The sequence below is a fragment of the Curtobacterium sp. 9128 genome (assembly GCF_007673775.1).
Classification (GTDB): Bacteria; Actinomycetota; Actinomycetes; order Actinomycetales; family Microbacteriaceae; genus Curtobacterium.
In genome coordinates, this window is sequence record NZ_VEAF01000001.1 from 578891 (window position 1) to 591545 (window position 12655).

A 12655-nucleotide genomic window follows, 5' to 3' on the forward strand; every position below is an offset into this window, starting at 1 on the left:
CTCACCACGTGGGCGGGTACAGCTTCGCCTCGGACGTGGAGGGGGCTACTCGGTACTTCTCGAGCACCTGGGACATGAGTGTGCGGAACGCCGGAGCCGCTCCGCTCGACCACTTGTTGGTCTGCGGCTTCGTGAACGTCACCGTGACAACATACTGGGGGTCTTCGGCGGGTGCCATTCCGGCCACCGAGGTGATGCGCTGGCTGCCGTAGCCCTTCGAGCCCTCGGCGACCTCGGCCGTACCGGTCTTGGCCGCGACGTTGTAGCCCGAGATCGGGTCCATGCCCATCAGCGTGCCGCCCTTGATGACGCTCTGCAGCATGTCGACGACCTGCGTCGCGGCGCTCGCGGACACGACGCGCTCGCCCTGCACGTCGGGCGCGTCGATCGTGGTGCCGTCGGGGAGCGTGCAGCCCTTGACGAAGTGCAGCGGGATCCGGACACCCTGGTTCGCGAGGGTCTGGTAGATGCTCGCGACCTGCATGGCCGTCGTGGAGATGCCCTGCCCGAACATCGAGTTGATGTCCGTCTGGCTGCTCCAGTCCGGGCTGGCCCCGTACTGCATGGCCGGCTGGCCCGGGTAGTCGATGGCGGACTCGGGCTGGAACAGGCCGAACTTCTTCATGAAGTCGTACCGCTGCTGCTGCGAGAGCCGGCTGCCGAGCTCGGTGATGCCGACGTTCGAGGAGTCGCGGAGGATGCCCGTCAGCGTGAGGTTCTCGGTCGCGTGGTACTCGGAGTCGTGGATCTTGCCGCCCCACGGGAACGTGCGCTCGTACGGCACGACGACGCCGGTCGTCGGGGTGGCCTTGCCCTGGTCGATCAGGGCCGCCGCGATCGCGGCCTTGATCGTCGACCCCGGCTCGTACGTGTCGGTGATGGCACGGGAGCCGAACGCGCCCTTGTCGGTGGTGCCGTCGACGTTGTTCGGGTCGACCGTCGGCCAGTCCGCCACGGCGAGCACCTCGCCCGTCTTCGCCTTCGTGACGGTCGCGGTCGCCGACTGGGCGCCCAGCTGCTGCGCGGCGTCGGCGATGTCCTGCTGGGCCATGTACTGCAGGTCGCTGTCGATCGTGGTCTGCAGCGTCCCGCCGTCCTTGGCTTCCTTCGTCGTGACGGTGCTGCCGGGCAGCTGGACGCCGTCCTCGCCGCGCTCGTAGGTCTCGGACCCGTTCGTGCCGGCGAGGCACTTGTTGTACGCGTACTCCAGGCCGGCCTGGGCACCGTCGGTCCCCATGAAGCCGGTGATGTTGCCCGTCGTGGCACCGGTGGGGTACGTGCGGGCGGTCTGCTGCTGCGGGTAGAGCCAGGGCACCGCGAGTGCCTGCACGGCCTCGTAGTGGTCGACGTCGAGGCCCTTCACCAGGAAGGCGAAGTCGGACTTCGGGTCGGCGTCGATCGCCTTCTGCATGGCGGCGGCGTCACCCCCGGAGGCCTTCGCGATCGCGTCGAGCGCCTCGGAGACGGAGACGTCCTTCAGGCGGGTCCCGCCGAGCTTGCCCTGGAAGTCCTTCACGAGCCGGGGCGCCGTCGTGATGTTGTAGCGCGTGACGCTGTCGGCGAGCTCGGTGCCGTTCCGGTCGACGATCGAGCCGCGGGTGCCGTAGAGCGTCACGGGGATGCTGCGCTTGGCGCTCGACGCCTTGTTGAGCTCGGCGGCCTGGACGACCTGGATGTCGACCAGTCGGATCACGAAGACCGCCACCAGGGCGATCACGGCGATGATCACGACGCTGTACCGGAGTCGACGGTTGCGGATCGTCTTCGTCACGCGGTGCGGTCCTTCCCGTGCGGTGTGCTGCCCGCGGTCACCTGGTGGTGGGTGCCTGGAGCTGGTTCGGGTCGGACTCTACGGAGGACTTCGACGAACCCGAGTCCGACGCGCTGGCCGCGCCGGTGTTCCCAGCGTCGCCCGTGGCGGGCGCGGCATCGGGGGCAGCGGCGGTGCCGGCCGCACCCGTCTTGCCCGGGGTCGACCCGGATGCGTCGGAGGCGCCGGCGGTCGCGTCGGCGGTGCCGGCAGTGGCGCCGGTCTCCTTGCTCGTCGAGGTGTCGCCCTGCTTGGCGGCGAGCGGGACGCCGTCGAGGAGCGAGTTGGGCACCTGGTTCGCGGTGTTGCCGGTCGCCTCACCCGGGGTCGCCGGTGTCGGCGTCCCGTAGACACGACCGGTCTTCGGGTCGAGGTACACCGGCGTCGAGTTCGCGATCATGCCGAGGGCCTGCGCGTTCCTGGCCAGGTTCTGCGGCGAGTCGAGCACGCGCAGTTCCTCGGAGAGGGACTGCTGCGTCCGACCGAGTTCGGTCTGCTCGGCGTTGAGCGAGTTGAGCTGGTAGGCCCCCTGGCTGAGCACCATGCTGATCCCGAGCTGCGCCAGGAGCAGCAGCCCGAGCGCCGCCACCGCGACGATCGCGTAGGCGATGCGCGGTCGGGCCCGTCGCTGTGCGCGGGTCGGGGTGACCTCGACGAGCTCCGGGCGCGACGAGGACGGTCGCGGTGCACGCGACGGGGCGACGACGGGGTCGACGAGTGCGAGGTTCGTGCTCATGTCACTTCCGGATCCGCTCGGCCGCGCGGAGACGCACGGGTGTTGCTCGGGGGTTGGCGGCGCGTTCGGCCTCGTCGGCCAGTTCCGCGCCCTTGACGACCAGGGAGAAGGTGGGGGCGTGCTCGGGGAGCTCCACCGGCAGGTCGGCCGGGGCGCTCGACGTGGTGCGCTCGACCAGCGCGCGCTTGACGATGCGGTCCTCGAGGGACTGGTACGACTCCACGACGATCCGACCGCCGACCGCGATCGCGTCGAGCGCTGCGGGGATCGCCCGCTGCAGGACGCTGAGCTCGGTGTTGACCTCGATGCGGAGCGCCTGGAACACCCGCTTCGCCGGGTGCCCCTGCCGCTGGATCGCGACCGGCGTGGCGTCGTGCAGCACCTGGACGAGGTCGCCCGACATCGTGAAGGGCTCCTCGGCGCGGCGCTCGACGATGGCCTTGGCGTACCGGCCCGCGAGCTTCTCCTCGCCGTAGCGCTGGAAGATGCGGCGGAGCTCGGCCTCGTCGTACTCGGCGAGGACCTCGGCAGCGGTGATGCCCTGCGTCCGGTCCATCCGCATGTCGAGCGGCGCGTCCTGGCTGTACGCGAAGCCCCGCTCGGCGCGGTCGAGCTGGAGTGACGAGACGCCGAGGTCGAACAGCACGCCGTCGACCTCGTCGAACCCCTCGCCGTGGATCGCGTCGAGGATCTCGTCGTACACCGTGTGCACGAGGTGGACGCGGTCGCCGAAGCGGGCGAGCCGGTCCCCCGCGATGCCGAGCGCGTCGGTGTCGCGGTCGAGCCCGATCAGCGTCAGCTCGGGGAACCGCTCGAGCAGCCCCGCGGAGTGACCGCCCATGCCGAGCGTCGCGTCGACGACGACCTTGCCCGGTCCCTCGAGCGTCGGGGTGAACAGGTCGACGATCCGTTCGAGCATGACCGGGGTGTGCGGGAAGCGCTGTTCCGGTGCGGGTGTGGTGTCCTCTGCCATGTGTGGCCCTGCTCTCCGTGAGCCGCGGGTCCGGATCCCCATCCATGCGACCTGACACCGGGGAAGGTGTGTCAGGGCTTCACGGCTGGGAGTCCCGATCCGCGGATCAGAAGATGCCCGGGATCACCTCCTCGTCGTTCTCGGCGAATGCCTCTTCGGCCTCGGCGTAGTAGGCCTCCCACGCGGTGGTCGACCAGATCTCGGCACGGTCACCGCTGCCGATGACCGTGAGGTCCCGTTCGAGCCCCGCGTACTCACGGAGGTTCTGCGGGATCGTCACGCGGTTCTGCTTGTCGGGCTGTTCTGCGCTGGCCCCCGAGAGGAACAGGCGCATGTAGTCCCTGGTGCGCTTCGACGTCATCGGTGCCTGACGGATCCGCTCGTGGAGTTCCTCGAACGTCCTGGCACTGAAGACCACCACGCACCGCTCCTGCCCGCGGGTCATCACGAGACCCCCGGACAGCTCGTCCCGGAACTTGGCGGGGAGGATCACGCGACCCTTCTCGTCGAGCTTCGGGGCATGGGTACCGAGCAGCACGTCGGGGCCTCCCCTCAGCTCCACCGGTTGTCGATGTCCCCCACCGTACTCCACTTCCCTCCACCACGGGGTGAATTCCCTCCCCAGACACGGCTCGACACCCGTTCTGGGGGCGCTTCCGGCGGGAGGAATCGGCACGTCAGCGTCCGGGAGGCCCGGAATCACGGGCGTCGGTGGGCGATGTGCGCTCCGGGGAGGGAAGTGGAGGACTTTCGCAGGCGGTGGAGGCGGATCAGCGCGCGGGGCGTGCCTGCTGCTGCCGACTCAGGACGACAGTGCCGACGTCGCACGACAGCGACGATGTCGCTCCATGCGCGCGCAACGACCCGGGCTCACCTCGTGCCGACGCCGAACGACAGCGTCGATGTCGCACGACAGCAACGATGTCGCTCCTTGCACGCTCAAGGATCCGGGACGCGGCCGACCTCCCCCGACGGCGCCGCTCGCACCGTGCTCACCGCTCGCCGACCCCGAACGACAGTGTCGATGTCGCACGACAGCGCCGATGTCGCTCCATGCGCGCGCAACGCTGCGGGCCCGCCGCACGTCGACCCCGAACGACAGCGCCGATGTCGCACGACAGCGACGCTGTCGTTCCGAGTCCCCCACCCCGCCGGCGCGCGCGCAGCCCCCGCACAACGAAAACGGGGCCGACCTGGAGAGGTCGACCCCGTGGAGGGAAGTGGAGCGAGCGCTACTGGCTCTGGTCGTTCCGCTTGTCCCAGCGGTTGTTCATGCGGTCCATGAAGGACCCGCCCGACGACGGCCGACGAGCACCACCGGACGACGTCGTCCGAGGGGCCTGGCCGGACCGCGGCGCTCGCATGCCGGGTCGGAGCGCGAAGAGCACGCCGGCGAGCATCACGACGAAGCCCACGACGCCGATGAGGGGCTGGCGGAGGACCAACCCGAGGATGACGACGGCGACTCCAGCGAGCGCGCCCAGGACCCCGAGCGTGATCGACGTGTACGTCGGACGCCCCTGCCGCCGGGTGACGCGCGCCACGAAGTCGGAGTCGTTCTGGTAGAGGCTGCGCTCCATCTCTTCGAGAAGTCGCTGCTCTTGCTCCGAGAGTGGCATCTTGATTCCCTCTTTGTCCCTGGGATCAACGCGTGGTCAATGGACCGATTCTATGTCTCGGCCACCCACTAAGGTAGGGATCGTGGCTGAGAGTACGCGATTAGTGGACCTCGTTTCGGCTCGGATCGATCGGGCGCTCGACGAGCAACGGGATCGGCTCCTCGCGATCAGTCCGGACCTCGCTCCGTTCGACGAGTTCGCGCGGGACCTGCTGTCCGGCGGCAAGCGCTTCCGTGCCCTGTTCTGCTACTGGGGCTGGCAGTCCGTCGCGGGCCGTTCCGGGTCGTTCGACCCGCTCGCCGAGGGGTCCCGACAGACCACCGCGGAGGCGATCGTCACGGTGGCCGCCGCGCTCGAGGTCTTCCACGCCGCGGCGCTCGTGCACGACGACATCATGGACCGTTCGGACACCCGTCGTGGCCGACCGGCCGCGCACCGCCGCTTCGAGTCCCGCCACCAGGAGTCCGGGTGGGTCGGCGACCGCGCGCTGTACGGCACGAACTCGGCGCTGCTCCTCGGCGACCTGCTCCTCTCCCTGAGCGACGCGGTCTTCGACGAGGGCCTCGCGCTCCTCGACCCCGTCCGCGCGCGCATCGTCCGCCAGGAGTTCCACGCGATGCGACTCGACGTCACGGCGGGGCAGTACCTCGACGTGCACGAGGAGACCGCCTGGCCGACGGTGGACGAGAGCGAGCAGCTCCTCCGCGCGCAGCGGGTCATCGTCTTCAAGTCCGCCAAGTACTCGGTGGAGGCGCCCCTCGTGATCGGCGCACTCGTGGCCGGCGCGACGGACTCACAGCTCGAGGGTCTGCGCTCCTTCGGCCTCCCGCTCGGGGTGGCCTACCAACTGCGTGACGACATGCTCGGGGTCTTCGGCGACCCGGAGGTCACGGGGAAGCCTGCCGGCGACGACCTCCGCGAGGGCAAGCGCACCGTGCTCATCGCGACGGCACGCAAGGCGCTCCCCGGCGGGGCGCGGTCCCTGCTCGACGAGCTCCTCGGCGACCCGGACCTCGACGAGGACCAGGTCCAGATGCTCCGCGCGACGCTCACCGACTCCGGTGCCGTCACGGCGGTGGAGCGCTCGATCGACCGGCACGTGCAGCGCGCGAAGGCCGCACTCGACGCCGCTCCCCTGACGCCGTCGGCCCGCGAGCAGCTCGCGTCCCTCGCCGACACCGTCAGCCGCCGCGTCGCGTAGCGAGCGCCGCACGAGCTGGCGCACGCGGACATCACCGCGGACAGACCGGCGACGCGACCACCAGGCGGACTGGAGGGTCGGTGCGGGGCCGCACCGAGCCTCCAGTCCGTCGCGGCTAGAGCAGGGACTGCGCGATGCGACGCACCTCGGCCTTGCGGCCGGCGCGCAGCGCGTTGATCGGCGAGTCGCCGATGGCGTCGTCGACGGCGAGCATCCAGCGCACCGCCTCGTCGTCGGAGAAGCCGTTGTCGCTCAGCACGATGAGCGTGCCGCGCAGCTCGGGCAACGGCTCCCCCTCGTCGAGGAACTCGCTCGGCACGCGCAGCACGCCGTCGATGCGGGCGGGCAGCAGGGTGCGCTGCTCGAACAGGCGGTGGATGCGGCCGGGGCTCACGCCGAGCATGTCGACGAGGTCCGGGACCGTCAGCCAGCGTTCGGAAAGGGTCACGTCATCCGTGGGTGTGGCACTCACACGCCCATGTTGCCAGAGAGGAGCGCTCGAGCGGACCACAACATGAGTCACATTGGTCACGAACACCACACTTGACTCTCTGGTTGACTTGCGATTCACGACATGCCAGCGTGGAGTCACCTGTGAGTGCGCGCCCGCGTGCGCACGGCTCACCCGGAGACAGGAGCACACCGTGGACACCGACGCCCAGGAGCGAGCACGCCGAGCGCGTTCCGCTCGATTCGCGACCATGCCGATCGTCCTCGCCGGGACGATCGCCGTCACCGCCGGTCTGACCGGCCCCGTCGCCCACGCCGAGCCGCGGCACGACGACGACGGGAACAGCAGGCGACACGTCGACGCGGACCAGAACGTCGGGCACCGATCCGTGTTCGGCACCGCCGTCGCCCGCCCGGGGCAGACCACCGTCTCGACCGTGGCCGCTGTTCAGCAGGCACCGACCACCTACACGGTCCGGCAAGGCGACACCGTCTCCGGCATCGCCGCCCGGTACGGCCTGTCCGCGCAGGAGATCCTCGTGCGGAACGGGCTCGGCTGGAACACGATCATCCACCCGGGGCAGTCGCTGCGCCTGGCCTCGACGCCCGTGGTGAGCGCCGCCGCCGCCACGACCACGCCGTCGTCGTCGACCTACCACGTGAAGCAGGGCGACACGATCTCCGGCATCGCTGCGCGGGTCGGCGTCTCGACCACGGCACTCCTCGGCGCGAACGCGCTCTCACTCGGCAGCGTGATCTTCCCTGGTCAGACCCTCACGGTGCCGCAGGCCGGTGCACCCGCGCCGGTCAGCAGCGCACCGGCGGTGGCGCACACCGCACCGGCTGCGGCTCCGGCCCCGTCGACGTCCAAGGGCGGCTCGGTGACGATCGGCACGGGCGACACCATCGCGACGATCGCCTCGGCACACGGTGTCTCGGTGTCGGCGCTCCTGTCCGCGAACGGCCTCACGTACACGAGCACGATCTACGCCGGCAAGACGCTCGTCCTGCCGTCGTCCGGTCCGTCCCTCACGACCGAACAGCGCGCGAACGCCGAGACCATCGTGCGGGTCGGCCGGAGCCTCGGCGTCCCGGACCGGGGCCTCGTGATCGCCCTGGCCGCAGCCATGCAGGAGTCCGGCCTCCGGAACCTGTCCCACGGCGACCGTGACTCCGTGGGGCTGTTCCAGCAGCGTCCGAGCCAGGGCTGGGGCACCGCGGCACAGCTGCAGGACCCGACGTACGCCGCGAAGCTCTTCTTCGGCGGCCGCGCGAACCCGAACGCCGGCACCACCGCCGGGCTGCTCGACGTCCAGGGGTGGTCGTCGATGAGCGTCACCGATGCCGCACAGGCCGTGCAGCTCTCCGCCTACCCGAAGGCCTACGCGCAGTGGGAGCAGTCGGCGACCGCCTGGCTGGCCACGCTCTGAGTCCGTCCCCGACGGAGTCGCTCCGTCGGCGGCGCCGGGTCATCCCTCCGATCGAGATTGGATCACGACCGGTGCGCCGACACCTCCTCCCGCGTCCGGCGTTCGTAGAATGCCGCCGATGAGCACGAACGCCGCCACGGACCCGATGATCGGTCGCATGATCGATCAGCGGTACCGCGTGCGCTCCCGCATCGCGCGCGGGGGCATGGCGACCGTGTACCTGGCGACCGACGTCCGCCTCGAGCGGCGGGTCGCGATCAAGATCATGCACGGCCACCTGGCCGACGACCCCGGGTTCCGGGAGCGCTTCATCCAGGAGGCCCGGTCCGCCGCCCGGCTGTCGCACCCGAACCTGGTCGGCGTGTACGACCAGGGCGCCGAGGACGACACCGCGTACATCGTGATGGAGTACATCCCCGGCATCACGCTGCGCGACCTCCTGCAGGAGCACCGTGCGCTGACCCCGGAGCAGGCGACGGACATCCTCCGCGCCGTGCTCGCCGGCCTCGCGTCCGCGCACCGCGCCGGCATCGTGCACCGCGACCTGAAGCCGGAGAACGTGCTCCTCGCCGACGACGGGCGGATCAAGCTCGGCGACTTCGGGCTCGCCCGCGCCTCGACGCAGAACACCGCCACGGGTGCTGCGCTGCTCGGCACGATCGCGTACCTCTCCCCCGAGCTCGTCACGCGTGGCGCGGCGGACTCGCGGAGCGACATCTACGCGGTCGGGATCATGCTCTACGAGATGCTCACCGGCGAGCAGCCGTACAAGGGCGAGCAGCCGATGCAGATCGCGTACCAGCACGCGAACGACACCGTGCCCGCCCCGAGCCTGGCGGTCCCCGGCGTCCCCCACCACCTCGACGAACTCGTGGCCTGGTCCACGGCACGCGACCCCGACGACCGACCGCGGGACGCCCGCGAGATGCTCGACCACATCACCGGCAACGAGCAGCGGGCGACCGGTCAGTACCGCACGGCGATCCTCCGTCCGGAGAACGCGACGGCGATCCTGCCGGCAGGCGCGCCCACGCCCGACACCTCCGATGCCACCACGGTCCTCGAACCGCGCGGCACCGACCGGAGCACCGGCCCGGCGCGGCGCCCCGGCGGCAACGCCCCGGGACCACGACGGACCGGCAACGCACCTGGTGCGCTCTCCCCGGCCAGCCAGCGCCTCGCCGACAAGTCCGCACGGCGGCGCAAGCGCGGGTGGGTCCTGCTCGTCGTCGTCGTCGTCCTCGCCCTCGTCGCCGCCGGGGTGGGTTGGTACTTCGGACCGGGTCCCGGCGGCAACGTGCGGATCCCGCAGGTCGCCGGCAAGTCCGTGTCCCAGGCACGACAGCTGCTCCAGGCGGAGGGACTCCAGGCGGCCGACCGGACGGGCACCCGATTCGACGCCGTCGTCGCGAAGGGTCAGGTGTCGGCGACGGCCCCCGCTGCCTCGCGCGAGGTCCGCCGCGGCACCTCGGTGCAGATCCTGGTGTCGGACGGCCCGAAGATGATCGCCCTCCCCGCGATCGTCGGGCAGTCGGTGTCGACCGCCGACGCCGCGCTCGACGACGACTTCGACCTGCAGGACCCCCGGTACCAGTTCTCCGCCGACGCCGCGAAGGACACCGTCATCGCGGCCACGGGGCGGGACGCCGACGGCAACAGCGTCGACCTCACGACGGTCACCGAGTACGGCGAACGCGGGCCGGTGACGCTGACGGTCTCCCTCGGGCCGGTCCCCGACGTGGTGGGCAAGACCGTGTCCGACGCCGAGACGACCCTGCAGGGTGTCGAGCTCACGGTCGGCAAGCAGGACGAGCAGTACAGCGAGAGCGTCGCGGACGGCCGGGTCATCTCAGCGACGCCGCAGGCCGACCCGGCGGTCAAGGGCACCGCGGTCGACCTCGTCGTGTCCAGGGGCCCCGCACCGATCGTGCTCCCCGACGTGCACGGGAAGACCATCAACCAGGCGTCGTCGACGCTGGAGAACCTCGGGCTGAAGGTGTCCGTGCCGAACTGCACGAACATCCTCTGTGGGTTCTACGACTGGAAGTCGAGCCTGCCGGTGAAGGCGACCGACCCCGCGGCGGGGACGACGGTGCACAAGGGCGACACGGTCACGCTGAGCTACGACCAGTAGACGCGGCAGGTTCGAGGACGCAAGGCCCGGTGCCAGCTGGCACCGGGCCCCGCGTCTCTCCCGTGGTCGCGACTACCGCGCGGTGTACGGGTGCGCGCTCAGTTCCTCGGCGACCAGGAACGCGAGCTCGAGCGACTGCATGTGGTTGAGCCGCGGGTCACAGAGCGACTCGTAGCGCGTCGCGAGCGTCGCCTCGTCGATCTGCTCGGAGCCGCCCAGGCACTCGGTGACGTCGTCACCGGTGAGTTCGACGTGCATGCCGCCCGGGTAGGTGCCGGCCTCGCGGTGCGCCTCGAAGAAGCCGAGGACCTCGTCCACGACGTCGTCGAAGCGGCGCGTCTTGTACCCGGACGGGGTCGTGAGCCCGTTGCCGTGCATCGGGTCGGTGACCCAGAGCGGGTTCGCGTCCATGCCCTTGATCGCCTCGAGGAGCTTGGGCAGCTCGTCGCGGATCCGGCCGGCGCCCATCCGGGTGATGAAGGTCAGACGACCCGGCTCGCGGTTCGGGTCGAGCTTCTCGATGAGCGCCTCCATGTCGGCGACCGAGGTGGTCGGCCCGAGCTTGACGCCGATCGGGTTCCGGACCCGCGAGAGGAAGTCGACGTGCGCGCCGTCGAGGTCGCGCGTGCGCTCCCCGATCCAGATGAAGTGGCCGGACGTGTCGTACGGCAGACCGGAACGGGAGTCGATGCGGGTCATCGGACGCTCGTAGTCCATGAGCAGGCCCTCGTGCGAGGCGAAGAACTCGACGTGCTTCAGCTGGTCGAAGTCCGCACCGCAGGCGTCCATGAACCGGATCGCGCGGTCGATCTCCTTCGCGAGGTGCTCGTACCGGGCGTTCGCCGGGTTCGACGCGAAGCCCTTGTTCCACGAGTGCACCTGGCGCAGGTCGGCGAAGCCCCCCTGCGTGAAGGCGCGGACGAGGTTCAGGGTCGACGCGGCCGTGTGGTAGCCCTGCACGAGACGACGGGGGTCGGCCTGTCGGCTCTCCGGCGTGAAGTCGTAGCCGTTCACGATGTCGCCGCGGTACGCCGGCAGGGTGACGTCGCCGCGCGTCTCGAAGTCGCTCGACCGCGGCTTGGCGAACTGTCCGGCCATCCGACCCATCTTGACGACGGGCATCGAGGCGCCGTACGTCAGGACGACGGCCATCTGCAGGATCGTCTTGACGCGGTCGCGGATGGAGTCGGCGGTCGCACCGGCGAAGGTCTCGGCGCAGTCACCGCCCTGCAGCAGGAACGCCTTGCCCTGCGCGGCGGCGGCGAGGCGGTCGCGGAGCTGGTCGACCTCGCCCGCGAAGACGAGCGGGGGCAGCGCCGCGATCTCGGCGGAGGCAGCCTCGGCTGCTGCCTGGTCCGGCCAGGAGGGCTGCTGCTTGATCGGGAGCGTCCGCCAGTAGTCGAGGCCCTCGATGACGTCCGGATCCTGCAGGGCGACGAAGTCGGTCGACTCGAACAAGGGGGTACCTCGGTGTTCCTCGATGGTGGTGCCCCGACCGACGGCCGGGGTCCGCCCCGGCGGGCGTGCCGGGACCATCAGAGCCTAACGTGCGGCCGTGCCCTGCCGTTCCCGCATGACCTTCTCCCGCGCGGAACTGGCCCGTTCCTTGACGCTCGTCGCGTAGACGTCCGCGTACTCCTGGCGGCTCAGGCCGGCCAGCTCGTGCATGACCTCGTCCGTGACGCTCCGCAGGATGAAGCGGTCGGTCTCGAAGCCCTGGAAGCGGGAGAAGTCGAGGGGCTTGCCGAAGACGACGCCGACGCGCTTGAACTTCGGGATCCGCTGCCCGATCTGCTGCACCTCCCTGGTGCCGATCATCGCGACGGGGACGACGAGGACGCGTCCCTCGAGGATCATCCGCGCGATGCCCGTGCGCCCCCGGTAGAGCCGGCCGTCGGGACTCCGCGTGCCCTCGGGGTAGATGCCGAGCTGCTCGCCGCGCGCGAGCACCTGCAGGCCGGTGCGGAGCGACGCCTCCGACGCCTTGCCGCCGGAGCGGTCGATCGGGAGCTGACCGATCGCGTTGAAGAACGTCTTCGTCGCCCAGCCCTTGAGGCCGCGCCCGGTGAAGTAGTCGCTCTTGGCCAGGAACGACATCCGCCGGTCGAGCACGGCGGGCAGGATCACGGAGTCGATGAACGACACGTGGTTCGACGCGAAGATCACCGGGCCCGACGTCGGCACGTGCTCACGCCCGACGACCCAGGGCCGGAAGAGCGTGAGGATGAGCGGGCCGAGCAGGAAGTTCTTCAGCAGCCAGTAGAGCATCGTCGACTCCAGTTCGGGACGGGCGGCGGAGGCG

The 12655-nt window shown here is 70.5% G+C and carries 11 protein-coding genes; 3 read left to right on the top strand and 8 right to left on the bottom strand.

All coding sequences use genetic code 11. The features are described 5' to 3' along the window. Window position 1 precedes the first annotated feature (1 nt). The 5 genes from FS641_RS02705 to FS641_RS02725 form a co-directional block, all read right to left on the bottom strand. A complete protein-coding gene (locus FS641_RS02705; RefSeq protein ID WP_144759467.1) occupies window positions 2-1771 on the bottom strand; it encodes a penicillin-binding protein 2 in 1770 nt (589 codons plus the stop codon). Window positions 1772-1808: 37 nt separating this feature from the next. Beyond that, window positions 1809-2546, bottom strand: a complete 738-nt coding sequence (locus FS641_RS02710) for a hypothetical protein (RefSeq protein ID WP_144759470.1) — start codon at window positions 2544-2546, stop codon at window positions 1809-1811. A 1-nt stretch (window position 2547) separates the two neighbouring features. Next, window positions 2548-3519, bottom strand: a complete 972-nt coding sequence (rsmH, locus tag FS641_RS02715) for a 16S rRNA (cytosine(1402)-N(4))-methyltransferase RsmH (protein ID WP_144759473.1) — start codon at window positions 3517-3519, stop codon at window positions 2548-2550. Window positions 3520-3625: 106 nt separating this feature from the next. Further along, window positions 3626-4057, bottom strand: a complete 432-nt coding sequence (mraZ, locus tag FS641_RS02720) for a division/cell wall cluster transcriptional repressor MraZ (protein ID WP_144759890.1) — start codon at window positions 4055-4057, stop codon at window positions 3626-3628. A 694-nt stretch (window positions 4058-4751) separates the two neighbouring features. Then, window positions 4752-5138: a DUF3040 domain-containing protein gene (locus FS641_RS02725; RefSeq protein WP_144759476.1), complete on the bottom strand. Its 387-nt coding sequence runs from the start codon at window positions 5136-5138 to the stop codon at window positions 4752-4754. A gap of 82 nt (window positions 5139-5220) precedes the next feature. On the opposite strand from FS641_RS02725, the gene FS641_RS02730 reads away from it, so the two are divergent. After that, window positions 5221-6339: a polyprenyl synthetase family protein gene (locus FS641_RS02730; protein WP_144759479.1), complete on the top strand. Its 1119-nt coding sequence runs from the start codon at window positions 5221-5223 to the stop codon at window positions 6337-6339. A 115-nt stretch (window positions 6340-6454) separates the two neighbouring features. On the opposite strand, the gene FS641_RS02735 is transcribed toward FS641_RS02730, so the two are convergent. Further along, entirely contained in the window at window positions 6455-6787 is a 333-nt protein-coding gene (locus FS641_RS02735; protein ID WP_395878824.1) for an Rv2175c family DNA-binding protein, read from the bottom strand. Between the two features lie 196 nt (window positions 6788-6983). On the opposite strand from FS641_RS02735, the gene FS641_RS02740 reads away from it, so the two are divergent. Both FS641_RS02740 and pknB read left to right on the top strand, forming a co-directional pair. Then, on the top strand, window positions 6984-8219 hold the full coding sequence (locus FS641_RS02740) for a LysM peptidoglycan-binding domain-containing protein (protein WP_260855616.1): 1236 nt from the start codon (window positions 6984-6986) through the stop codon (window positions 8217-8219). A gap of 118 nt (window positions 8220-8337) precedes the next feature. Beyond that, entirely contained in the window at window positions 8338-10353 is a 2016-nt protein-coding gene (gene pknB, locus FS641_RS02745) for a Stk1 family PASTA domain-containing Ser/Thr kinase (protein ID WP_144759482.1), read from the top strand. A 72-nt stretch (window positions 10354-10425) separates the two neighbouring features. Here pknB and FS641_RS02750 read toward each other — a convergent pair whose 3' ends face one another. Continuing rightward, a complete protein-coding gene (locus tag FS641_RS02750) occupies window positions 10426-11811 on the bottom strand; it encodes a class II 3-deoxy-7-phosphoheptulonate synthase (protein ID WP_260855618.1) in 1386 nt (461 codons plus the stop codon). An 84-nt stretch (window positions 11812-11895) separates the two neighbouring features. After that, a complete protein-coding gene (locus tag FS641_RS02755) occupies window positions 11896-12621 on the bottom strand; it encodes a 1-acyl-sn-glycerol-3-phosphate acyltransferase (RefSeq protein ID WP_144759488.1) in 726 nt (241 codons plus the stop codon). Window positions 12622-12655: the final 34 nt, after the last annotated feature.